The sequence below is a fragment of the Streptomyces sp. NPDC006393 genome, from assembly GCF_040628575.1.
In the GTDB taxonomy this organism is placed as follows: Bacteria; Actinomycetota; Actinomycetes; order Streptomycetales; family Streptomycetaceae; genus Streptomyces.
In genome coordinates this window covers 1-23,095 of record NZ_JBEXZD010000122.1, presented here as the reverse complement: position 1 = coordinate 23,095, position 23,095 = coordinate 1, and the positions used below count along the sequence as shown (strand labels likewise).

Sequence of the window (23,095 nt, the reverse complement as noted above, 5' to 3'; positions counted from 1 at the left end):
GTGCGACTATCCGCTGCACCTGGGCGTCACCGAGGCCGGTCCGGCGTTCCAGGGCACCATCAAGTCGGCCGTCGCCTTCGGCGCGCTGCTCTCCCGGGGCATCGGCGACACCATCCGCGTCTCCCTGTCGGCCCCGCCCGTCGAGGAGGTCAAGGTCGGCCTCCAGATCCTCCAGTCGCTGGGGCTGCGCCAGCGCGGGCTGGAGATCGTGTCGTGTCCGTCGTGCGGCCGCGCCCAGGTGGACGTCTACAAGCTGGCCGAGGAGGTCACGGCCGGGCTGACCGGCATGGAGGTGCCGCTGCGGGTGGCCGTGATGGGCTGTGTCGTCAACGGTCCCGGCGAGGCCCGTGAGGCCGACCTCGGGGTGGCCTCCGGCAACGGCAAGGGGCAGATCTTCGTCAAGGGCGAGGTCATCAAGACCGTCCCGGAGTCGAGGATCGTGGAGACCCTGATCGAGGAGGCCATGAAGATCGCCGAGGAGATGGAGCGGAACGGAGTCGCGCCAGGCGCCCCCACCGTCACGGGGACACCGACAGTGACAGTGAGTTGATACACGGCACGGACCGAGAGGGGGCCCAGCGTGACCATTCTGGAGAGCATCCGGGGACCACGCGACCTGAAGGCGCTGTCCGAGGCGGAAATCGGGGAACTGTCCGACGAGATACGTGACTTCCTGGTGCACGCGGTCGCCAGGACCGGCGGTCACCTCGGGCCCAACCTGGGGGTGGTGGAACTCACCATCGCACTGCACCGGGTCTTCGAGTCGCCGGTGGACCGGATCCTGTGGGACACCGGTCACCAGAGTTATGTGCACAAGCTACTGACAGGTCGTCAGGACTTCTCCAAGCTGCGCGGAAAGGGGGGGCTGTCCGGCTATCCCTCGCGCGAGGAGTCCGAGCACGACATCATCGAGAACAGCCACGCCTCCACCGCGCTGGGCTGGGCCGACGGGCTCGCCAAGGCACGTCAGGTGCAGGGGGAGAAGGGCCATGTCGTCGCCGTGATCGGGGACGGCGCGCTGACCGGCGGAATGGCCTGGGAGGCGCTCAACAACATCGCGGCCGCCCGGGACCGGCCGCTGATCATCGTCGTCAACGACAACGAGCGCTCGTACGCGCCGACCATCGGCGGCCTCGCCAACCACCTGGCCACCCTGCGCACCACCGACGGCTACGAGAGGGTCCTGGCCTGGGGGAAGGACATCCTCCAGCGCACCCCCGTCGTCGGCAACACCATCTACGAGTCCCTGCACGGCGCCAAGAAGGGCTTCAAGGACGCCTTCGCCCCGCAGGGCATGTTCGAGGACCTGGGCCTGAAGTACGTCGGCCCCATCGACGGGCACGACGTGCGGGCCGTCGAGTCCGCGCTGCGCCGCGCGAAACGCTTCCACGGGCCGGTCCTCGTGCACTGCCTCACCGAGAAGGGGCGCGGCTACGAACCCGCCCTGGCGAACGAAGAGGACCACTTCCACACCGTGGGAGTGATGGATCCGCTCACCTGCGAACCACTCGTCCCGTCCAGCGGCCCCTCCTGGACCTCCGTGTTCGGCGACGAGATCGTGAGGATCGGCGAGGAACGCGACGACGTCGTGGCGATCACCGCTGCCATGCTGCACCCGGTGGGCCTCGGCAAGTTCGCCGAGCGCTTCCCGGACCGCGTGTGGGACGTCGGCATCGCCGAGCAGCACGCCGCGGTCTCCGCCGCCGGCCTGGCCACCGGCGGTCTGCACCCGGTCGTCGCCGTCTACGCCACCTTCCTCAACCGCGCCTTCGACCAGCTGCTCATGGACGTGGCGCTGCACCGCTGCGGGGTCACCTTCGTCCTGGACCGGGCCGGCGTGACCGGTGTCGACGGTCCCTCCCACAACGGCATGTGGGACATGTCCGTGCTCCAGGTCGTGCCGGGCCTGAGGATCGCCGCGCCGCGCGACGCCGACCAGCTGCGCGCCCAGCTGCGCGAGGCCGTCGCCGTGGACGACGCGCCGACGCTGGTGCGCTTCCCGAAGGAGACGGCCGGGCCCGACATCCCGGCCGTGGACCGCGTGGGCGGGATGGACGTCCTGCACCGCGCGGAGCGGACCGAGGTGCTGCTGGTGGCCGTCGGCGTGATGGCGCCGGTGTGCCTCCAGGTCGCCGAGCTGCTCCAGGCGCGCGGCGTCGGCTGCACGGTCGTCGACCCGCGCTGGGTCAAGCCGGTGGATCCGGCGCTGCCGGGACTGGCCGCCGAGCACCGGCTGGTGGCCGTCGTGGAGGACAACAGCCGGGCGGCCGGGGTCGGCTCCGCGGTCGCCCTGGCGCTGGGCGACGCCGAAGTGGACGTACCCGTGCGGAGGTTCGGCATCCCCGAGCAGTTCCTGGCGCACGCCAAACGCGGGGAGGTGCTGGCCGACATCGGCCTCACGCCCGTAGAGATCGCCGGACGGATCAGCGCGAGCCTGACCGCCAGGGACGCGGCCGAGGCCGGGTCCGCCGGTACGGTCCCGGCGCGGCAGGCCGCTACGGCACCGACGCAGCAAGCCGGTACGGTCCCGGCCCAGCAGACCGCCCCGGCCGTCACGGCAGTCAAGGAGAAAACTGAATGACCACGGAGTTCGACCTCGGCGCCCTGCTGGCCGAGCGCGGCGCCGAGCGCTACGAGCTGCACGCCAAGCACCTCAACCACCAACTGCCGCGCATGCTGCACACCATCGGCTTCGACAAGGTCTACGAGCGGGCCGAGGGCGCCCACTTCTGGGACGCCGACGGCAACGACTACCTGGACATGCTCGCCGGGTTCGGGGTGATGGGCCTGGGCCGGCACCACCCCGTGGTGCGCAAGGCGCTGCACGACGTCCTGGACGCCTCGCTCGCCGACCTGACCCGCTTCGACTGCCAGCCGCTGCCCGGGCTGCTGGCGGAGCGGCTGCTGACCCACAGCCCGCACCTGGACCGGGTGTTCTTCGGCAACAGCGGGACGGAGGCGGTGGAGACCGCGCTGAAGTTCGCCCGCCGCGCCACGGGCAGGCCGCGGATCCTGTACTGCGAGCACTCCTTCCACGGCCTGACCACCGGCTCCCTGTCGGTGAACGGCGAGGAGGGCTTCCGGGAGGGCTTCGCCCCGCTGCTGCCCGACACCGCCGTGCCGCTCGGCGACCTCGACGCGCTCGCCCGGGAGCTGAAGAGGGGCGACGTGGCCGCCCTGATCGTCGAGCCGATCCAGGGCAAGGGCGTGCACGAGGCCCCACCCGGCTACCTGCGCGCCGCCCAGGAGCTGCTGCACAAGCACAAGGCGCTGCTCATCGCCGACGAGGTGCAGACCGGCCTCGGCCGCACCGGCGACTTCTACGCCTACCAGCACGAGGACGGAGTCGAACCGGACCTGGTGTGCGTGGCCAAGGCGCTCTCCGGCGGGTATGTGCCGGTCAGCGCGACCCTCGGCAAGGACTGGATCTTCAGGAAGGTCTACTCCTCGATCGACCGGGTGCTGATCCACTCGGCCAGCTTCGGGTCCAACGCCCAGGCCATGGCGGCGGGGCTCGCGGTGCTGTCGGTCATGGAGAACGAGCAGATCGTGGCCAACGCGCGGGCCACCGGCGAGCTGCTGAAGTCCCGGCTCGCGGCGCTGATCGGACGCTACGAGCTGCTCGCCGACGTCCGCGGCCGGGGCCTGATGATCGGCATCGAGTTCGGCCGGCCGAAGTCACTGAAGCTGCGCGGCCGGTGGACCATGCTCCAGGCCGCCCGCAAGGGCCTGTTCGCGCAGATGGTGGTCGTACCACTGCTCCAGCGGCACCGGATCCTCACCCAGGTCTCCGGGGACCACCTGGAGGTGATCAAACTGATCCCGCCGCTGGTCATCGGGGAGGCGGAGGTCGACCGGTTCGTGGACGCCTTCACCGCCGTGATGGACGACGCACACGGCGGCGGACTGATGTGGGACTTCGGAAAGACACTGGTCAAGCAGGCGGTCGCCAACCGGTAGGCGCCGCGGGCCGCGGGCCGCGCCGGCACGGACCCGGTTTCCCGCCCGATTTTTGCCTCTCAGGCAAGAAATTTGCCCGGGAGGCAAGCCTGCGGCTCAATGGAGCCATGAGCTCCCCCGAGTCCGGGCCCCCGGAGGGGCAGGCCGAGAACCTGCCCGCCGTGGCACCCCAGCTGCGTGCGCTGCGCCGCCGCGCCTCCCTCACCCTGGAGGCCGCGGCCCGCGCCGCCGGACTGTCGCCCGCCCACCTCTCCCGCCTGGAGACCGGGCAGCGCCAGCCCTCACTGCCGATGCTGCTCGCGCTGGCCCGTATCTACGGTACGACGGTCTCCGAGCTGCTCGGCGAGACGGTGGCCGACCGTGACGCGATCGTGCGGGCCGCGGACATGGATCCCACTCGGGCCGGCGGCTGGACCTACTGGCAGGCCGGCTCGCCCGGCCGCGGGATGCAGGCGCTGCGGGTCCGTGTCCCGCAGCGCTCCCAGGGCGACATCGTGCGCGTGCACCCCGGCGAGGAGTGGCTGTACGTCCTCAAGGGACGGCTGCGGCTGCGCCTGGGCGACACGGCGTACCTGCTCTCGCCCGGCGACAGCGCGCACTTCGACTCGCTGACCCCGCACCGCATCGCCGCCGAGGATCCCGACGGACTCGAACTCCTGTTCGTACACACCCTGCTGCAGAGCCCCACGGCCGCGCTGTGCCTGGGCCCCCACACCGGAGAGACGCCATGAGCGACCTGGAAGAGAAGTTCCCGCGCGCCCTGTGGGTCCGCCTGATCATCTACATCGCCGTCGGGCATGTCTTCGCCGCGTTCGTCTGGCTGCTGTTCGAGGTCGGCGCCAAGTAGCCGCCGGCCGACGGGGAGCGGCGGCCCAGTGGCGGCCCAGCGGCAGCCCAGTGGTGACTCAGTCCAGCAGCCGCGCCCGCAGCCGCTCCCGGGTCTCGGGGGCGAGCCGCAGCCCCCGCTCCAGGTAGGCGTCGACGCCGCCCCAGGTCTCCTCCACGGTCTCCATGGCCGCCGTCAGGTACTCGGCGCGGGCGTCGAAGAGGGGGCTGAGCAGCTCCATGACCTCGGGGGAGTAGGCCGAGGCGGAGGTGCTGCTGCGGTGCACCTTGTAGCGGCGGTGCTTGGCGTTGGACTCCAGGTAGTCCGCCACGATCGCCTCGCGCTCCACACCCAGGGCGAGCAGGGTCACGGCGATCGAGAGACCGGCGCGGTCCTTGCCGGCGGCGCAGTGCATCAGGGCCGGCACACTGTCCTCCGCGAGGGCGTGCAGCACCCGGGAGTGCTCGCCGGTGCGCTCCTTGATGATCGTGCGGTACGAGGCGACCATCCGGGCCGCGCCCTTGCCGTCCGCGAGGATCCCCCGCAACTGGTCGAGGTCGCCGTCGCGGACCATCTTCCAGAACTCGGCGCCGTCCGCCGGATCGCTCAGGGGCAGATTCACATTGCGCACGCCGGGCAGCTCGACGTCGGGCCCCTCGAGCTTCTTGTCGGCCGCGTTGCGGAAGTCGAAGATCGTGTGCAGGCCCAGGGAGGCGAGGAAGGCCGCGTCCTCCTCGGTCGCGTGGGCCAGGTGACCGCTGCGGAACAGCACACCGTGCCGCACCCTGCGTCCGTCCACGGTCGGCAGCCCGCCCACATCACGGAAGTTGCGCACACCCGCCAGTTCGGGCTCGGTCGACGGGACCTGCTGCGTCACGGGGACTCCTCCCTCTCGGCCCCGCCTTCACGGTTCGTCGGCGGGCACGGCTTCGACGATACGACATGGGTTCCTGGGGCAACGAGGTGTCCCCAGGGGACCCCATCAGGTATTCCCGGCCGGGCGGCGAAAGTGGAGTGGCTTATCTCACCGCCCGTCAACCCTTGCCTACGGTCGCGTAGGTCACATTCCACGGGGAATGATGGGCCGACGTGGCAGACGATTCGAAGAGTGACAGCAGATCAGTGATCGGGTCGTACGTGGCGGTGGGGGACAGCTTCACCGAGGGCGTCGGCGATCCCGGCCCCGACGGGGCGTTCGTCGGCTGGGCCGACCGGTTCGCCGTCCTGCTCGCCGACCGGCGTCCCGAGGGCGACTTCCAGTACACCAACCTCGCCGTGCGCGGAAAGCTGCTCGACCAGATCGTGGCGGACCAGGTCCCGCGGGCCGTCGAACTCGCCCCCGAGCTGGTCTCGTTCAGCGCGGGCGGCAACGACATCATCCGTCCCGGCACCGACCCGGACGACGTGGCGGAACGCTTCGAGAAGGCGGTCGCCCGGCTCGCCTCGGTCGCCGGCACCGTCATGGTGACGACCGGCTTCGACACCCGTGGCGTGCCGGTGCTCAAGCATCTGCGCGGCAAGATCGCCACCTACAACGGCCATGTACGTGCCGTCGCCGACCGCTACGGCTGCCCCGTGCTCGACCTGTGGTCCCTGCGGGCCGTGCAGGACCGCCGCGCCTGGGACGACGACCGGCTGCACCTCTCGCCCGAAGGGCACACCCGCGTGGCCCTGCGCGCCGGCCAACTCCTCGGCCTGGACGTCCCCGCCGACCCGGAGCAGCCCTGGCCGCCGCTGCCGCCCCGCGGCACCCTGGAGATCCGCCGCGACGACGTGCACTGGGCGCGGGAGTACCTCGTCCCGTGGATCGGCCGCCGCCTGCGCGGACAGTCGTCGGGCGACCATGTGACGGCCAAGGGCACGCTGTCCCCGGACGACATCAGGACGCGGATCGCACCGGTGGCCTGACGGACACGGCCGCGCAGCGGAGGTGGCACGGCGGAGGTGGCACGGCGGGACAGGCCACCCGGGCCACGCCCGCCCCGCCACACCGCACCACGCCGGCCGTACCGTCACCGCACGGTGGTGTCGGCCGTACCGTCACCGCGCGGCGGATGCGGTCAACGCCTCCCGCTCCAGCCCGAGTTCACGGGCGAGCGCCTCGTCCACCCACTCCCGGGCCCGGGCGCGGGAGACCGTGCCGCCGTAGGACGTCAGTTGTACGGCCAGCCCGTCGAGCAGGGCCGTCAGACGCAGGGCCGTGGCGTCCGGGTCCGGGCACCGGAACTCGCCGGCCGCCACCCCGTCCGCGACGACGTCGGCGATGGCCGCCTTCCACTGCCGGTCGAGATGGCGTGCGACGTCCCGCAGTGCGGGCTCGCGCAGCGCGGCCGCCCAGCCCTCGATCCACAGCCGCCACCCCTTGGCCGTGCCGGTGGGCGCGTACCAGCGCACGGCGGCCCGCAGCCGGCGCAACGCCGTGGTACGCCGGCCGAGCAGCTCGCGCAGCCGGGCGAGGTCGCCCTCGGCCGCGTGCGCGAACGCGGCGGCGACCAGCTTCTCCTTCGTCGAGAAGTGGTAGAGGACCAGCGCGTTGCTCACCCCCAGTACCGAGGCCACGTCGGAGATCCGTACCGCCGCCACGCCGCGCGCCTCGATCTGCCCGATGGCGGCCCGCAGCAGCTCCTCGCGCCGCTCGGCCACGCTCAACCGCACTCTCGCCACGCGGTCACCCTAATGGCTCCTGCCCCAGAGGCAATGCGAGCGCGAGACCGGACGGGACGGGACGGAAGCAGGGAAAGCCGGGAAACGGACGGGACGGAAGCGAGGAGAGCCGGGAAACGGACGGGACGCGAGCACGGAAACGCACCGCAGCCGGCCGCCGGGGACGATCCGGCGCACGCGCCGGCCGGGCTGTCGGAGGGTCCGTCCATAATGGAAGGCCTCACCGACTCCACCGGGAGGTACCGTGGCCCGCATCCGTCCCCTGAGCTCCGGGCTGCGCGCGCTGCGGCCCCCGGCCTTCGGCGCGGACCCCGACGGAGAGCGCATGGCGCGCATCCGCCGGTCCCCCCACTTCAAGGACGGCGTCTTCCAGAACCCCGGGGGCGCCGCGCGGATCCGGCCCTCCGGCTCGATGCTGGACTTCGCCAAGCTCTACTTCGACAAGGAGGAGCGCCCGCACCGCTCCCCGCGCGGCACCGTACCGGTGCACCCGACCACGTTCGCCGACCTGGCCCGGCCCGCGGCGACGGGGCTGCGCCTGACCTGGCTCGGGCACTCCAGCGTGCTCGCGGAGATCGACGGACACCGGGTGCTCTTCGATCCGGTGTGGGGCGAGCGCTGCTCCCCGTTCCCCTTCGCCGGCCCCCGCCGTCTGCACCCGGTTCCGCTGCCGCTGGCGGCCCTCGGCCCGGTCGACGTGGTCGTCGTCTCGCACGACCACTACGACCACCTGGACATGCCCACCATCAAAGAACTGGCCGGCACGGACACGGTCTTCGCCGTGCCGCTCGGCGTCGGCGCCCACCTCGAACACTGGGGCGTGTCCGCGGACCGACTGCGCGAACTGGACTGGCACGAGTCGACCAAGGTCGGCGGCCTCACCCTGACCGCGACCCCGGCCCGCCACTTCTGCGGCCGGGGCCTGCGCAACACCCAGCACACACTGTGGGCGTCCTGGGTCGTCGCGGGCGAGGAACACCGCGTCCACCACAGCGGCGACACCGGCTACTTCGACGGCTTCCGGCAGATCGGCGCCGACCACGGCCCCTTCGACGCCACGATGATCCAGCTGGGCGCGTACTCCGACTTCTGGCCCGACATCCACATGACCCCCGAGGAGGCCCTGCGCGCCCACCTCGACCTCCAGGGCGGCGAGCCGCAGGGCGTACTCCTCCCCATCCACTGGGCCACCTTCAACCTCGCCCCGCATCCCTGGGCCGAGCCGGGGGAGTGGACGCTGGCCGCGGCCGGCGCGGTCGGACAGGCGGTCGCCCTCCCTGTTCCGGGCCGGCCCTTCGAGCCTGCTGGAGACCTGCCGACGCGTCCTTGGTGGCGGGATGTGTCCTCGCCGCTGAACCGCGAGTGGCCTCTTCCGCAGATCAGGCCGGTTGAGTCGCGTGAGGACCTCGGCCTCGTGGGCGAGGGCTGACCGCGGAGGAGCCGCGGCGTGTCGCGGCTGTGGCCCTCGCCGCGCCCGCGGCACGGGACGTGTCAGCGGTGGCTCAGAACGTTGACCACGCGGCCATTGGGGTCACGAACGAAGAACCGCCGTACTCCCCACTCCTCGTCCTGGAGGGGGTGAACGATCTCCGCGCCGCTGTCCCGCATGACCGCGTAAGCCGCCTCCACGTCGTCGACCTCGACACTCATATCGGGGGTGACCGGGGCGGTCTTGTCCCTGGTCATGACGCTGACCTGCGCCGTCGGACTGGAGGGCGAGGCAAGCGTCGTGATCCAGCCGAGATTCATGACTTCCTCGAAGCCCAACAGGCCGTAGAACTCCCGGCTCTCCTGCGCAGCCTCTGACTGGATGACGGGCATGACACGGCGAACGGCCATCGACGACTCCGGATGAGAACAGACACGGACACGGATCCAGGACTCTCCAGGGGTACTACGGCTCGCCCGTCGCCGTACGCACTTTGGCGACACGTCCTGGTGAAGAACGCCCCCGGCCTCGGCCCCGGCCTCGGAGTCGGGGCGGGGCACCTCGTGGCCCAGCACCTCATCCGCGGGAGGCGCCGCTGACACGCGGCTAGGTGGACTGCTGCGGGGAGCGGAGCACGAGCAGGGTGATCTCGCTGGGGGCGAAGACGCGGAACGGCGGGCCCCAGAAACCGGTGCCCCGGCTGGTGTAGAGGAGGGTGCGGGGGCCGTGGTGGCTGAGGCCGGCGAGGACGGGCTGGTCGATGCGGACCAGGTGGTGGAAGGGCCAGATCTGGCCGCCGTGGGTGTGGCCGGAGAGCTGGAGGTCGATGCCGGCGGCTGCCGCGCGGTCGACGAACTTGGGCTGGTGTGCCAGGAGCAGGACGGGCAGGTCGGGGTCGGCGCCGTCCAGGGCGCCGGCGAGATGGGCGCCGTGACCGGCCAGGCCGGAGGACTCGGCGGTGACGTCGTCCACGCCGGCGACCACCAGGGTGTCGCCTCCGCGTTCGAGCAGCAGATGGCGGTTGCGCAGCGGCTCCCAGCCCAGCTCGTCCATCAGGTCGACCCAGCCCTGGGCCTCGCTGTAGTACTCGTGGTTGCCGGTGACGTAGACACGGGCCCGGGAGGCCCGCACGGTACCGAGGGGGGCGGCCTGGGCACGGCGGCGTTCGGCGGTGCCGTCCGCGATGTCGCCGGTGTGGCAGACCAGGTCGGCCTCCAGGGTGTTCACGGTCTCGCACACCCGCGTCGACCAGCGGGCGCGGTCGAGGGGGCCGTAGTGGGTGTCGGTGACGAGGACGACGCGCAGACCGTCCAGCCCGGCACCCAGCCGTGGGATGTGCACGTCGAGTCGGCGCACGCGTGGCACGCGGCGCGCCTCGGCGTACCCCCAGGCAAGCAGCACCGCGGTCACGCCGAGGACGGCCCAGGTGACGATCCGGGCCCGGTCCTGACTCTCGCCGACGCCGGCCACGGTCAGGGCGAGCCGCAAGAGGACGCCGAGCAGGACGGACCAGGTGAACAGGACCCAGCTCGTCCCCAGCAGGGTGTCACCGACGATCGCCGCCCGGTCCCGCTGGCGCCGGCCGTGGCCGCGCACCATCGCGAGCGGCATACCGATCAGACCGAGGGCGAACAGGGCGGTGCCGGCCGGTGTGACGGGCAGCGGCCAGTGTTGGCCGGCGTACAGCAGCACCCAGCAGGGCACGGCCCACAGCAGGAGCGGGGCGATCAGAGGGATCAGGCGCATCAGGCGCCGCAGCCCGCTCTGCCGCGTCTCGCGCGCTTCGCTGTCGACGGGTCGGGTGTCGCTGGTGTCGGTCACGCTTCCCCTCCTTGACCGGGCTCCCGGTTCGAGGCGATCTTTACGGAACGCGGGCGACGCCGACGTAGAAGCCGCTCAGCTCCTGGGCGGGAGCCGGTGAGTCCTTGTACCACCTGGTCGCTGTGACGAGCCCTGGAGGCACCAGTTCCAGGCCCTCGAAGAACGGCTCGATCTCGGCCCGCGTACGCATGCGCAGAGGGATCTCGCCCTTGCGGTACGTCGTGGTCACCGACGTGACGAGGTGCGGGTGCTCATCGGCGGTGCCGTGGGAGAACATGAAGTAACTGCCCGAGGGCAGCGCGTCGAGAAGCGTCCGCGTCAGAGCGTAGGGGTTTTCCTCGTCGGTGATGAAGTGCATCAGTGCGATCATCGACAGCGCGACGGGCCGGGTGAAGTCCAGGAACGTACGGGCGTGGTCGAGGATGGTTCCCGGCTTCCGTACGTCGGCCTCGATGTAGTCGGTGCTTCCCTCGGGGCTGCTGATGAGCAGGGCCTCCGCGTGCCGTAGCACGATGGGGTCGTTGTCGGCGTAGGCGATCCGTGCCGACGGCACGATGCCCTGCACGATCTGATGCAGGTTCGGCTCGGTCGGGATGCCCGTACCGATGTCGAGGAACTGGTCGATGCCGTTGCCGGCCAGCCAGGCCGCCGCGCGGTGCATGAACGCCCTGTTGCGCATGGCGTTGAGACGCGCTTCGGGTGGCAGCTTCGCCGCCACCTGCTCATCCACCGGATAGTTGTCCTTGCCGCCCAGCAGCCAGTCGTAGACGCGTGCCGGATGGGGCCTGCTCGTGTCGATACGACTTCCGGAGGAGGGGTCCGCCGCCATGCATGACTCCAGCGTGCACTAGATCGCTGACCGGCTCACCGAGGTCGCTTCGTGCGCCGTGGTGAGCGGGTCGAGGGCGTTGCCATTGTGCCATTGGCCTGACCCTCGCGCGCAGTTGTCGATCGATGTCCGGCCCGCTCGAGTGCATGCGCGGGCGCCGACTCAGTCGCTCTCCTCATAGGTCATGAACCAGTGGGTGTCGAACCAGCGTGCCATCGTGAACGGGTGGACCGGGTCGATGAGGACACGGCAGACGAACTCCGCGGTCCGGCAGTCGAAGAGGACGTCCTTGTCGTCGAAGGACCGGACCACGACGGGCCAACGGTCGGGATCGTCGCCGTCGGTCCTCCAGCAGTACAGGTCCTTGTCCTCCGTGCCCGCCCAGCCGAGCAGACCGTCCTCCCGGAGACCCGTCCACGGCTCCTGGTGCAGGTCCAGGTATCCGTCGAAGGCGCCCACGCCGAACGTCTCGACCATGCGCTTGTAGTCGCCCGGCAACGCGGTGCCCAGCCGGGACTCCGTCTCCGCCCAGTCCACGTCCGGCCGCCGGGCGGGCTGTGTCCAGCCGGTGATCCGCAGGAGCCGCTCCATCCAGTCGACGCCCTCCTCCGCGACGACCGCCAGAGGTTCGGGCACCTCTCTGTGAGCGACCACCAGCACCGGCCGCTCGATCCCCTCCCCGTCCCGCGCCGTACCGGCGCCGACCCACTGATCGCCGTACGCCCACGCCCGTATCGTCACGGCCCGGTCCGCGAAGGGGAAGAGGAGCGCCGCGCCCCGGGACTCGTCGACCGTCGGATCGGTGAAGCCGTCGAGCACGAGGGTGCGCGGGACGCCGTACCTGCCGGCGATCAGGTCGGTCAGGCGGCGCGGGTCCAGGCCCCCGGGCAGGTACATGTAGCCGTCACCCGGGCCGAGTTCGGCCAGCAGGTCGCCGACGGTCGCTTGTGTGAGCTCCATGGCGGACAGTGAAGCGCACCGCACTGACAACGCAGGTGCGGCTCCGGGGCGGCGGGGACGTACGCGCACGGGTCGGACGCGGGCGGCCCGATGCCCGACACCCGTCTGATGACCCGTCCCGACGGCCCATGGCACCGTTCCCTTGCTCCGGTACCGCACCGACGGCACCCATGAGGGGATCCCGTGACCGCCACCGCCACCACCGCCGACAGCCCGAACGCGCACTCGCCGGTGATCGTCGACTCCACCGCCCACGGGGGCCGGAGTGTGGCGCTCACGTTCGACGACGGGCCCGACCCGCGGACCACCCCACGGCTCCTGGCGGTGCTGCGCAAGCATCACGTCCGGGCCGTGTTCTGCCTGTGGGGCGACCATGTGCGGGAACACCCCGAGGTCGTGCGGGAGATCGTTCGCGACGGCCATGAGCTGGGCAACCACTCCCTGCACCACGACGACATGTCCGCCTGGACGCCGGAGCGGATCCGCGCGGACCTCCAGCAGACCGGTGCGCTGATCCACCGGGCGGCGCCCGGTGTCCCCGTCCACTGGTTCCGTGCCCCGTACGGCGGTTGGGGGAGAAGCCCGGAGGTCGCCGCCGGACTGGGCATGCGGCCGCTCGGCTGGCGGCTCGCCGTCGGCGACTGGGAGCCGCCGGGCACCGACGAACTGGTGCGCCGCCTGCGGGAGGGCACCACGCCGGGCGCGGTGGTGCTGCTGCACGACGGGGGCGGCGACCGGCGCCGGACCGTCGAGGCCGTCGACCGGATCATCCCCGAGTTCCGCGCCGCGGGCTGGCGGTTCGACCTGCCCGCCCGCCGCGACCGACCGCGTTCCCCGGACAGGGTTCCGCCCGCCGCGGTCCCGTCCTCCCACTCCACCCGCAGGAGCCCTCTGTGAGACATCTCGCCCCCGCGCACCGCCGCCTCACGGCGCTGCTCACGGCCGCGCTCGTGGTGGCCGCCGCACCGGCCGCCGCCGGCCTCACAAGGTACGGCCGCGGCACGGCCCACCACGCGGGCCACCAGCAGGCGGCCCGTACCTGGACCGGCACCTGGGCCACGGCGCCCACCACCACCCCGCCCAAGGTCGTCACCGTCTTCGAGAAGCAGACGATCCGCCAGAGCGTGCACCTCAGCGTGGGCGGCAGCAGCGTCCGGCTGCGGCTCAGCAACGAGTTCGGCACCCAGCCGCTGGAGATCGGCACCATCCGGGTCGCCCGTCCGGCCGGCGACGGCGGCCGGCGGATCGACCCGCGCACCGACCGGGCGGTGACCTTCGGCGGCCGCACCTCGGTGACCATTCCGGCGGGCAGCCCCATGGTCAGCGACCCCGTGGCGCTGCCGGTGCCGGCCGGCTCCGACTTGGTGGTGAGCCTGTACCTGCCGAGGCGCACCCCCGGCTCGACCCTGCACGCCTTCTCGTTCCAGCACAACTTCACCGCCACCGGCGATGTCACCGGGCAGGCCGACATCACGCCCACGGCCACCCAGGACGCCTGGTACTTCCTCAGCGGAGTGAGCGTCTCCGGGACCGCGCCGCACGCGGCCTCCGTGGTCGCCCTCGGCGACTCCATCACCGACGGCGCCAACACCACCCCCAACGCCGACCACCGCTGGCCCGACCTGCTGGCCGCCCGCTTCCGCACCGACCACGACCTGTCCGGCCTGGGCGTCCTCAACGAGGGCATCAGCGGCAACCGGCTGCTGCACGACCCCAACCCCCCGGCCGGCTCGGACGCCGAGTCGTACGCGGCGTACTTCGGCCAGGCGGCGCTCCGGCGCTTCGACCGGGACGTGGCCTCCCAGGCGGGCGCCCGCTATGTGATCGTGCTGCTGGGCGTCAACGACCTGGGCCATCCGGGCACCAGCGCCCCACTGTCCGAGAAGGTCACGCCCGCGGAGGTCGAGGAGGGCTACCGCCAGCTGATCGCCCGTGCCCATGACCGCGGCCTGAAGATCTACGGAGCCACCATCACCCCGTTCCGGGACGACACCTTCGGCTTCTACAGCGCCGAGCACGAGGCCCAGCGGCAGGAGATCAACCACTGGATCCGCACCTCCGGCGCCTTCGACGCCGTGATCGACTTCGACCGGGCACTGCGCGACCCGCGGCAGCCGGACCGGCTGGCCGCCCGCTACGACAGCGGGGACCACCTGCACCCGAACGACGCCGGCACGGCCGCCATGGCGGCCGCGGTCCCGCTGCGGCTGTTCCACTGAGGGGAGAGCGCCCGACGTCGTCCGTACGCCGGGCACTGCGACCCACGTACCCCCACAAGGAGAGTCATGCGCCACCGCTACGACCCCGAGCTGGCCGCCGCCCTCGCTCTCGCGCCCGAGGTCGACATCTCCGACCTGGCCGCGGCCCGGGCCGCGCAGGCGGCGGAGCTGGCCGGGGTCGCGGAGCGGGCGGACAGCGGCGGCGTGGACGTGGCCGACCTGCCGGTGCCCGGTCCGCCGGGCGCTCCCGAGGTCACCCTGCGGACCTACCGTCCGCAGGGGGCCACCGGACCGCTGCCCGTCCTGTACGCCCTGCACGGCGGCGGCTTCGTCCTGGGCGCGCCCGATGTGGACCACGACTCCAACCTGCGGTTCTGCCGCGAGCTTCAGGCCCTGGTGGTCTCCGTCGACTACCGGCTGGCCCCGGAGCACCCCTACCCGGCCGCGCTGGAGGACTGCTGGGCCGGGCTCCTCGCGGTCGCCGCGGGAGCCGCCGGGGACGTCCGGCCGGACCGGATCGCCCTGTGGGGGGACAGCGCCGGGGCCGGGCTGGCCACCGCGCTGGCCATGCTGACCCGCGACCGGGGCGGCCCCGCCGTCCGCTTCCAGTACCTGCACAGCCCGGCCCTCGACGACCGGCTGGCCACGCCCAGCGCGCTCGAGTTCACCGACACCCCCGTGTGGAACCGGCGCAACGCCGTCCTGAGCTGGGAGGCGTATCTGGGCCCCGGCATCCCCGGCTCCGAGGGCGTACCGGCGTACGCCGCCCCGGCCCGGGCGACCGAGGCCGAACTGGCCGGACTGCCACCGGCCTACGTCGCGGTGATGCAGTACGACCCGCTGCGCGACGAGGGCATCGACTACGCCCGCGCCCTGCTGGCCGCCGGTGTCACCGCCGAACTGCACCTCTTCCCCGGCACGTTCCACGGCGCGGCGATGGTGCCGCACGCCGGCGTGGTCCGGCGCGCGACCGCCGAGGCGGTCACCGTCCTGCGCGCGGTGCTGGGCGGCTGAGGGTCACCCGGCGGCGGCCAGGCGCCGTGCGTACAGCGCCAGCTGGGCGCGGAAGCGGTCCTGCGGGTCGCGCAGCCGCCAGCCCGTCGCGTCCTCGACGCGGGCGAGGCGGGCCGCCACCGAGCTGTGGTGCAGATGGAGGGCGGCGGCGGCCTGCCGCAGCGAGCCCGTACGGCAGAACGCGGCCAGCGCGGCCAGGCTGAGCTCGCCGCCCTCCCGGCCCGCCACCCGCTCCAGCGTCCTGACGTCCGGTTGGGCGCGCAGCCGCTCCAGCGGGATGTCGGCCAGCAGCGCGACCGGGCCGAGCGCGTCATGGTCCATCACGGCCTCCACCGGGTCGTCCGCCACCGCGAACCGCAGCGCCGCCCGGGCCTGAGCCCAGGAGAGGCCCGCCTCCAGCGGTGCCGCCGCCCCGCCGACCCCCATCCGCACCCCGCGCGCCGTCACCCACGGGCCGCCGTCGTCGCTCCGCACCACATCGAGCAGCTCCGCGACGGGCGAGGCGGCGCCGTCCCGGCGCTGGACGAGTGCCACACCCAGCTGCCCCACGCCCGCCATCCGGACGGTGCCGCGCGGCGCGCTGCGTCCCAGCACGGCGACGGCCCGCACACCCGGGTCGGCGTCGCCGGCGGCCACCGCGACCACCCGCAGCGGCACCTCGGGAGCCAGACCCAGCAGACGCAGGGCACGCGCGCGGTCCTGGACCGCCTCCCGTTCGGAGAGCACCAGTTCGACCAGGGCCGGATCGGCCACGTGGGGCGCGGCCGACCGGGCGGGTCCGCCGTTCGGCATCCGGGCGGCGACCGCCATCCACTCCAGCACCAGGTCGTCCAACGGGCCCGGACCGCCCGGCCGTTCCAGCCACACCCGGCCCGCCGGCGCCAGCGCCACCGCCCCGGACACCTCGCCGGACCCGCCCGGGAGCGCGGCCCCGTCCGGGCCGAAGCGCACCGTACGGCCGTCCGCCAGCTCCAGCCCAGCCGGGCACTCGGCGAGGCCCGCGGTGGACCTGACCAGCGCCGTCGCGTCGACGGTGGTCCCCAGCAGCGCCTCGAAGTGAGCGATCACCCGCACCGCGGTGGCCGCGTCCGGATCGAGCGCCGACAGGCGCAGCAGCAACCCCTTCACGGCACGCAGTCTAGATACGTACCCGTTCCGGACAGCGCCCCGGCCGTGTGGCGGCCCGGTGGCCGGGCGGTGAGACTGGGAGACAGCGGCGCCTGGAGATGGGTACCTCATGAGCACCATCACGGAAACGATCGAGATCGCGGTACCGGTGCGTACCGCGTACGACCAGTGGACGCAGTTCAAGAGCTTTCCGCGGTTCATGTCCGTGGTGAAGCGGGTCGAGCAGGTCAAGCCGAACGTCACCACGTGGGTCATCGGTGTGGGACCGGTGTGCCGGGAGTTCCATGCGGAGATCGTCGAGCAGGAGCCCGACTCCCATCTGGCCTGGCGCAGCCTCGAGCGGCGTCCCTCCCACCGCGGCGAGGTGTCCTTCCGGCCCGTCGGCGAGGGGAGTACGTCGGTCAGCGTGCGGCTGGAGGTCGAGCCGCGCGGCGTCGCCGGTGCGCTCACCGTCGCGCCCGGGCTGACGAGGCGTGTCGTACGGGCGGAGCTCGGCCACTTCAGGGAGTACATCGAGGGGCTGGGGGAGGCGGGCGGGGCCTGGCGGGGAACCATCCGCAACGGACACGTGCGGCCCGTGGAACCGGAACCGCCGAGGAGCAGGGTGCCCTGCTGGCCGGTCGGTTGACCTCGGGCGGGAACAGGAAGAGCGAGAGGCGACCCGATGAAGAAGCCCCCCGGCGGACAGCCGAAGGACGAGCTGACCGTGACGCCGCCCAAGAAGTGGGCCGCGGGAGTTCCCGCCGTGGTGCACGCCCTGGAGTACTCGCTGGAGCAGACGTCCCCGCTGAAGACCGGGGTGGACCTGCTGACCATGAATCAGGTGGGCGGCATCGACTGCCCCGGCTGCGCCTGGGCGGACCCTGCTCCGGGCCACCGGCACCGCAACGAGTACTGCGAGAACGGCGCCAAGCACATCAACGACGAGGCCACGACGCGGCGCGTCACCGCGGACTTCTTCCGCGACCACAGCGTCTCCGAGCTCAGCCGGCAGTCCGACATGTGGTTGAACCATCAAGGACGGCTCACGGAGCCGATGGTGAAGTGGCCGGAGTCCGACCACTACGAGCCGATCAGCTGGAACGACGCCTTCAGACTGCTCGCCACGGAGCTGAACTCCCTGGACTCGCCCGACGAGGCGGTCTTCTACACCTCGGGCAGGGCCAGCAACGAGGCCGCGTTCGTCCTGCAGTTGTTCGCCCGTGCCTTCGGCACCAACAACCTGCCCGACTGCTCCAACATGTGCCACGAGTCCAGCGGCTTCGCCCTGCACGAGACGCTGGGCACCGGCAAGGGAACGGTCAGCCTGCACGACCTCCACCACGCCGACCTGATCTTCCTCGTGGGGCAGAACCCCGGCACCAACCATCCGCGGCAGCTGTCCGCACTGGAACAGGCCAAGCTCAACGGCGCCCGCGTCATCGCGGTGAACACCCTGCCCGAAGCCGGCCTGCTGAGGTTCAAGAACCCGCAGAAGGCGCGCGGGGTGATCGGGCGCGGCGTGCAGATCGCCGACCGGTTCCTGCACATCCGGGCAGGCGGCGACCTGGCGCTGTTCCAGGCGCTGAACCGGCTGCTGCTGGAGGCCGAGGACGCCCGGCCCGGGCAGGTCCTGGACCACGACTTCATCCAGGCCAACACCAGCGGCTTCGAGGAGTTCGCCGAGCACGTCCGCGCCGTGTCCTGGGACGACGTGCTCACGGCGACCGGTCTGACCCGGACACAGATCGAGGACGTCCGCGACGACGTGCTGCGCAGCGAACGCGTCGTCGTCTGCTGGGCCATGGGCGTCACCCAGCACAAGCACGGGGTGCCCACCATCCGGGAGATCGTGAACTTCCTGATGCTGCGCGGAAACCTCGGCAGGGCCGGAACCGGAGCCTGCCCGGTGCGCGGCCACAGCAATGTGCAGGGCGACCGCACCATGGGCGTCTGGGAGCAGATGCCCGACTCGTTCCTGGACGCGCTGCAACAGGAGTTCGGCTTCGACCCGCCGCGCGCCCACGGAGTGGACTCGGTGAACTCGATCAGGGCGATGCGTGAGGGCCGCGTCAAGTTCTTCCTCGCCCTGGCCGGCAATTTCGTCCGGGCCGCACCGGACAGCGAGGTCACCGAGGCCGCCATGCGCAACTGCCGTCTGACCGCCCACATCTCCACCAAGCTCAACCTGTCCCACACCGTCTGCGGCAGGACCGCGCTCATCCTGCCCACCCTCGGCCGCACCGAACGGGACATCCAGGCCGGCGGCGAGCAGTTCGTCACCGTGGAGAACTCGATGAGCGAGGTGCACACCTCGCGCGGGCGGCTGAAGCCGGCCTCCAAGCTCCTGCTCAGCGAGGTCGCCATCCTGTGCCGGCTCGCCCGCCGGACCCTGAACGGCAAGCCCGACATCCCCTGGGACCGGTTCGAGGCCGACTACGGAGCGATCCGCGACCGGATCTCCCGGATCGTGCCGGGACTGCACGACTTCAACCGGCGGGTGGCCCGCCCGGGCGGCATCCAGCTGCCGAACCCGGTCAACGAGGGCGTGTTCCCCACGGCCGTCGGCAAGGCGCTGTTCACCCGCAACGACTGGGAGGTGCCGCACCTGCCCGAAGGGCACCTGCTGTTGCAGACCCTGCGCTCCCACGACCAGTGGAACACCATCCCGTACACACCCAACGACCGCTACCGGGGCATCCACGGCAGCCGCCGGGTGGTCCTCGTCAACCCGGCCGACCTGACCGAACTCGGCCTGTCCGAAGGACAGCACGTCGACCTGATCGGCGTGTGGAGCGACGGCGCCGATCGTCGCGCCGAGGACTTCGAGGTGGTCCCGTACCCGACCAGCCGGGGGTGTGCCGCCTCGTACTACCCGGAGACCCAGGGCCTGGTGCCCTTGGACAGCGTGGCCGACATCAGCAACCAGCCCACGTCCAAGGGCGTCGTGGTGCGCCTGCGTCCCACGGCATCGCGGACGGGCACCTCCATGGGCTGACCCCGGGCGCCCGGCACCGGCCCGCCGCCGCGAGTAGCATGGCAGGGGCCGGACGGGGAGTGCTCATGGGTGATCGAACCGGTGCGGACGGAGCGGGCCGGGCACGCGCGGCCGCACTCGCCGAACTGGTCGCCTGGGCCGGCCGGCGGCTTCCCAGGCTGATCGACGACGTGTGCACGGCCGTCTGCGAACGCATCGAGCTGTACCGCGAGGACGACGTCGTGCCCCGCGACGACCTGCACCGCTCGATCGCGCTCAACCTGAGGTTCATGATCACCGGCCTGGGCGATCCCGAGGTCACGCCCGATCTGGCCGCGCCGTCCGAGACCGGCCGGCGCCGGGCGCACCAGCGGGCACCGCTGCCCGAGGTGCTCCAGGTGTACCGGATCGGGTGCTCGATGCTCTTCGACGCGCTCATGGCACACGCCCGCCGTGACGGCACGCCGGCCACCCTGGACGCGCTGCTGGAGGCGGCGAGCACGCTGTGGCGGCTCGCCGACGAGCAGGCGCTGGTGCTCACGGAGGCCTACCGGGCCACGACCGCGGAGCTCATGGCCGTGCGGCAGCGGCGGCGCTCGGCCCTGGTGGAAGCCTTGTTCACCGGCAGGCCGGTGGGTGACGCCGGGCCGTGGGAAGTGGGCAAACTGCTCGGCCTGCCCCTGGACTGCAAGCTGGTCGTGGTGGCCGCGGAGACCTGCGGCCTGGCGGAGGAGAGCCTGACCGGGGTCGAGCGGCGTCTCGCCGAGCACGGCATCGTGTCGGCGTGGCAGCTCACCCCGACCACGCAGGCCGGCGTCGTGGCGATGCGGGACGAACAGAGCACCGCCGTGCTGGAGATCCTGCGCGCCGCGGCCGCCGCGCGGACCGGCGTGAGCCCCCCGTACGTCTCGCTCACCGAGACACCGCGCGCCCTGCATCTGGCCCGGACGGCTCTCGCCGAGAGCCCGGCCGGGAAGGCCGAGGTGCGTGTGTTCAGCACCAGCCCGCTGGCCGCCCTGATCGCCCACGATCCCGACGAAGGACGGCGGCTGGCGCAGCAGGTGCTCGGCGCCGTCGTCGACCTGCCGCCGGAGGACCGCGACGCGCTCCTGGACACCCTCGACGCGTTCCTGAGCCACGGCGGCTCGGCCGACCGCGCCGCACGGGTCCTGCACTGCCACCCCAACACCGTCCGCTACCGGCTCAACCGGATCCGCGAGCTGACCGGCCGGCCGCTGAACGAGCCGCTGGCCCTCGCCGAACTGGCGACCGCGGCACAGGCGGTACGCCTCAATGCCGGCCGCTCATGACCCGTGCCGCCCCGCGCCGGACACGGGCTCAGGACGTGAGCGCCACCACCGCCTCGTCGGTGTACACCAGGAAGGTCAGCGTCTGCCGGAAGTACAGCTCGACCTCGTGGGCGTCGTGCGCGGTGTAGCCGATCGCGAGATCCTCGCCCAGCCGCAGCTCGAAGTCGCCGCCCCGGGTGGAGAGCAGGAAGGCGCCGTCGAGCGCGGGCGCCCAGATCGGCGGCCCGTCCAGCAGCCGGCCGAGGTGTTCGGCGATGGGGTAACCGTGATCGGACGTCTCGCTCACCGCGGTGTACGCGTCGGCGCCCAGCAGCAGCGCGTACGGTCCGGCCACCCCGGCCAGCCGCAGCGTCGTCAGGGCCCGGCTCACCGCGTCCGGGTAGTCGCGTGGCTCCGCCGGCAGGGCGAGCACCGGGTGGGAGGTGCGCCCGCGCAGTCCGTCGATGCCCGCTGCCGCGTACCCCTCGAAGACGGCTCTGTCCTCGGCGAACGCCATGGTGCGCGCCGCGTCCTTCACGGGCTGCCAGTCGGAGTCCTGCGCGCCGCGCTCGACGTCGTCCACCGCGTCACGGCCGACCCGGAAGGGAACCCGCAGTTCGACCAGCGGCCGCGCCTGGCGCAGCCGTGCGGTGACGCCAGGGGCGGGAGCGTCGATGCCGGTGAGGTGACCGGTGCCCACCGCCGCCAGCGTGGGGCCGTCGGGGCCCGTCACGTCCACGACACGACGCCCTCCCAGGTTGCGCTCGAAGGTGCGGCGGGCCTCGTCCTCGATCTGCGTCCACGCGGCGGGTGTGATCGGGGCGAGATCGCGGTGGAGGTTGTTGCTCTCAGCGGGCGTCGACATGTCATCAGGCTCCTTTGAGGCTGCCGATCCCCAGCGAACCCCCGGCCGTACGCGGGCTCGCGGGCGGTCCGGGCGGATCGTCGAGGAAGTCCGCGCTCGGCACGTGGAAGAGGCCGCCGGTGACCGCGGTGGAGAAGTCCAGGATCCGGTCGTGGATGCCCGGCCGGTCACCGAGGAACATGTTGCGCAGCATGTGCTCGGTCACCTCGGGAGTGCGGGCGTAGCCGATGAAGTAGGTGCCGAACTCCCCGTCCCCGACGCGGCCGAACGGCATGTTGTCCCGCACGATCTTCCGCTCCTCGCCGTCCTCGTCGGTGACCGTGTTGAGGGCGACATGGGAGTCGGCGGGCTTGACGTCGTCGGGCAGTTCCACGTTGTTCAGCTTGGTCCGGCCGATGACCTTCTCCTGTTCCTCGATCGGCAGCGCCTTCCAGGCGGTGAGGTCGTGCAGGTACTTCTGGACGATGACGTAGCTGCCGCCGGCGAATTCGGGGTCCTCGTCGCCGATGAACACCGCGTCGTCGGCGAGTTGTCCCTCGGGGTTCTCGGTGCCGTCGACGAAGCCGAGGAGGTCGCGTTCGTCGAAGGACTTGAACCCGTGGACTTCGTCGACCACCGTGACCGCTCCCCGCAGCCGTTCGGTGACCAGCTGGGCCAGCTCGAAGCAGAGGTCCATGCGGCGGGCCCGCAGATGGAAGAGGAGATCGCCCGGTGTGGACGGCGCGTGGTGGCGGGCGCCCGTCAGCGGCACGAAGGTGTGCAGCTCGCGCGGGCGCGGCCCGGCGAAGAGCCGGTCCCACGCGGTGGATCCGATGCCCACGACACAGGTGAGCCCGGCGTCCGGAGCCCGGAACCCCACCGACCGTCGCAGCCCCGCCAGGTCCGGGAGCAGGTCGCGAACGACGGCCTCGCCCCCGGACGTGATGGTGCAGACGAGGAACACGGCGGACTTGGCCGGCGGGGCGATCACGGACTGCGACTCGACCACAGGGCATGCCTCCTGGTTGCCGGGGGTGTCACGGGGTCAGCGAGCCGCTTCTGCCGCTGTTGTTTCGTCGCTCGGGGCGGGGTGGTGGACGGTGCAGTGGAGGGTGTCCTTGACGACGTCGGCGACGATGGTGTCGCCGGGTTCGGC

22 protein-coding genes are annotated in these 23,095 nt (G+C 72.1%); 13 read left to right on the top strand and 9 right to left on the bottom strand.

All coding sequences use genetic code 11. From position 1 onward, the window contains the following. The 5 genes from ABZ484_RS33115 to ABZ484_RS33095 form a co-directional block, all read left to right on the top strand. Nucleotides 1–550: flavodoxin-dependent (E)-4-hydroxy-3-methylbut-2-enyl-diphosphate synthase (locus tag ABZ484_RS33115; RefSeq protein ID WP_358869641.1), on the top strand; the 550-nt coding region annotated here is incomplete at its 5' end. Between the two features lie 30 nt (nt 551–580). Then, entirely contained in the window at nt 581–2,581 is a 2,001-nt protein-coding gene (dxs, locus tag ABZ484_RS33110; RefSeq protein ID WP_358869640.1) for a 1-deoxy-D-xylulose-5-phosphate synthase, read from the top strand. Continuing rightward, a complete protein-coding gene (locus ABZ484_RS33105) occupies nt 2,578–3,960 on the top strand; it encodes an aspartate aminotransferase family protein (RefSeq protein ID WP_358869639.1) in 1,383 nt (460 codons plus the stop codon). The genes dxs and ABZ484_RS33105 overlap by 4 nt, the downstream gene beginning before the upstream one ends. Nucleotides 3,961–4,067: 107 nt before the next feature. Next, the gene (locus ABZ484_RS33100; protein ID WP_358869638.1) at nt 4,068–4,691 is read left to right on the top strand and encodes an XRE family transcriptional regulator; all 624 of its coding nucleotides are present in this window, start codon (nt 4,068–4,070) and stop codon (nt 4,689–4,691) included. Beyond that, nucleotides 4,688–4,807: a DUF6126 family protein gene (locus ABZ484_RS33095; protein ID WP_358869637.1), complete on the top strand. Its 120-nt coding sequence runs from the start codon at nt 4,688–4,690 to the stop codon at nt 4,805–4,807. Before ABZ484_RS33100 ends, ABZ484_RS33095 begins: the two co-directional genes overlap by 4 nt. 58 nt (nt 4,808–4,865) lie before the next feature. Here ABZ484_RS33095 and ABZ484_RS33090 read toward each other — a convergent pair whose 3' ends face one another. Next, nucleotides 4,866–5,663: a tyrosine-protein phosphatase gene (locus tag ABZ484_RS33090; RefSeq protein ID WP_358869636.1), complete on the bottom strand. Its 798-nt coding sequence runs from the start codon at nt 5,661–5,663 to the stop codon at nt 4,866–4,868. Nucleotides 5,664–5,908: 245 nt separating this feature from the next. Here ABZ484_RS33090 and ABZ484_RS33085 point away from each other — a divergent pair, with 245 nt between their 5' ends. Then, nucleotides 5,909–6,694 carry an SGNH/GDSL hydrolase family protein gene (locus ABZ484_RS33085; RefSeq protein WP_358869642.1) on the top strand — a complete coding sequence of 262 codons (786 nt, stop codon included), beginning with the start codon at nt 5,909–5,911 and terminating at the stop codon, nt 6,692–6,694. Nucleotides 6,695–6,826: 132 nt separating this feature from the next. Here the strand turns inward: ABZ484_RS33085 and ABZ484_RS33080 are convergent, their stop codons facing one another. Then, the gene (locus tag ABZ484_RS33080; RefSeq protein WP_358869635.1) at nt 6,827–7,450 is read right to left on the bottom strand and encodes a TetR family transcriptional regulator C-terminal domain-containing protein; all 624 of its coding nucleotides are present in this window, start codon (nt 7,448–7,450) and stop codon (nt 6,827–6,829) included. Nucleotides 7,451–7,694: 244 nt separating this feature from the next. On the opposite strand from ABZ484_RS33080, the gene ABZ484_RS33075 reads away from it, so the two are divergent. Further along, nucleotides 7,695–8,879 carry an MBL fold metallo-hydrolase gene (locus ABZ484_RS33075; protein ID WP_358869634.1) on the top strand — a complete coding sequence of 395 codons (1,185 nt, stop codon included), beginning with the start codon at nt 7,695–7,697 and terminating at the stop codon, nt 8,877–8,879. A gap of 62 nt (nt 8,880–8,941) precedes the next feature. Here ABZ484_RS33075 and ABZ484_RS33070 read toward each other — a convergent pair whose 3' ends face one another. The 4 genes from ABZ484_RS33070 to ABZ484_RS33055 form a co-directional block, all read right to left on the bottom strand. Next, a complete protein-coding gene (locus ABZ484_RS33070; RefSeq protein ID WP_358869633.1) occupies nt 8,942–9,289 on the bottom strand; it encodes a VOC family protein in 348 nt (115 codons plus the stop codon). Between the two features lie 196 nt (nt 9,290–9,485). Beyond that, complete coding sequence (locus tag ABZ484_RS33065) at nt 9,486–10,700, bottom strand: metallophosphoesterase (protein WP_358869632.1); 1,215 nt, start codon at nt 10,698–10,700, stop codon at nt 9,486–9,488. Nucleotides 10,701–10,740: 40 nt separating this feature from the next. After that, entirely contained in the window at nt 10,741–11,529 is a 789-nt protein-coding gene (locus ABZ484_RS33060; protein WP_358869631.1) for an SAM-dependent methyltransferase, read from the bottom strand. Nucleotides 11,530–11,691: 162 nt separating this feature from the next. Continuing rightward, complete coding sequence (locus tag ABZ484_RS33055; RefSeq protein WP_358869630.1) at nt 11,692–12,489, bottom strand: hypothetical protein; 798 nt, start codon at nt 12,487–12,489, stop codon at nt 11,692–11,694. A 183-nt stretch (nt 12,490–12,672) separates the two neighbouring features. On the opposite strand from ABZ484_RS33055, the gene ABZ484_RS33050 reads away from it, so the two are divergent. The 3 genes from ABZ484_RS33050 to ABZ484_RS33040 all read left to right on the top strand — a co-directional run bounded on the left by ABZ484_RS33050 (nt 12,673) and on the right by ABZ484_RS33040 (nt 15,722). Then, a complete protein-coding gene (locus tag ABZ484_RS33050) occupies nt 12,673–13,386 on the top strand; it encodes a polysaccharide deacetylase family protein (RefSeq protein ID WP_358869629.1) in 714 nt (237 codons plus the stop codon). Next, a complete protein-coding gene (locus ABZ484_RS33045; protein WP_358869628.1) occupies nt 13,383–14,708 on the top strand; it encodes an SGNH/GDSL hydrolase family protein in 1,326 nt (441 codons plus the stop codon). The genes ABZ484_RS33050 and ABZ484_RS33045 overlap by 4 nt, the downstream gene beginning before the upstream one ends. 66 nt (nt 14,709–14,774) lie before the next feature. Then, complete coding sequence (locus ABZ484_RS33040; protein ID WP_358869627.1) at nt 14,775–15,722, top strand: alpha/beta hydrolase; 948 nt, start codon at nt 14,775–14,777, stop codon at nt 15,720–15,722. A gap of 3 nt (nt 15,723–15,725) precedes the next feature. Here the strand turns inward: ABZ484_RS33040 and ABZ484_RS33035 are convergent, their stop codons facing one another. Further along, nucleotides 15,726–16,850, bottom strand: a complete 1,125-nt coding sequence (locus ABZ484_RS33035; protein ID WP_358869626.1) for a helix-turn-helix domain-containing protein — start codon at nt 16,848–16,850, stop codon at nt 15,726–15,728. A gap of 109 nt (nt 16,851–16,959) precedes the next feature. Between ABZ484_RS33035 and ABZ484_RS33030 the strand changes: the two genes are divergently transcribed. From ABZ484_RS33030 to ABZ484_RS33020, 3 genes are all read left to right on the top strand, one after another. Next, a complete protein-coding gene (locus ABZ484_RS33030; protein WP_358869625.1) occupies nt 16,960–17,478 on the top strand; it encodes an SRPBCC family protein in 519 nt (172 codons plus the stop codon). A gap of 36 nt (nt 17,479–17,514) precedes the next feature. Further along, nucleotides 17,515–19,827 carry an FdhF/YdeP family oxidoreductase gene (locus tag ABZ484_RS33025; RefSeq protein ID WP_358869624.1) on the top strand — a complete coding sequence of 771 codons (2,313 nt, stop codon included), beginning with the start codon at nt 17,515–17,517 and terminating at the stop codon, nt 19,825–19,827. A gap of 65 nt (nt 19,828–19,892) precedes the next feature. Then, nucleotides 19,893–21,116 carry a helix-turn-helix domain-containing protein gene (locus tag ABZ484_RS33020; RefSeq protein WP_358869623.1) on the top strand — a complete coding sequence of 408 codons (1,224 nt, stop codon included), beginning with the start codon at nt 19,893–19,895 and terminating at the stop codon, nt 21,114–21,116. A 28-nt stretch (nt 21,117–21,144) separates the two neighbouring features. On the opposite strand, the gene ABZ484_RS33015 is transcribed toward ABZ484_RS33020, so the two are convergent. Both ABZ484_RS33015 and ABZ484_RS33010 read right to left on the bottom strand, forming a co-directional pair. After that, nucleotides 21,145–21,960, bottom strand: coding sequence for a family 1 encapsulin nanocompartment shell protein (locus ABZ484_RS33015; protein ID WP_358869622.1), 816 nt, complete (start codon nt 21,958–21,960; stop codon nt 21,145–21,147). 4 nt (nt 21,961–21,964) lie between these two features. Next, nucleotides 21,965–22,948 (bottom strand): Dyp-type peroxidase, encoded by a 984-nt coding sequence (locus tag ABZ484_RS33010; protein WP_358869621.1) that lies wholly within the window; start codon nt 22,946–22,948, stop codon nt 21,965–21,967. Nucleotides 22,949–23,095 lie beyond the last annotated feature (147 nt).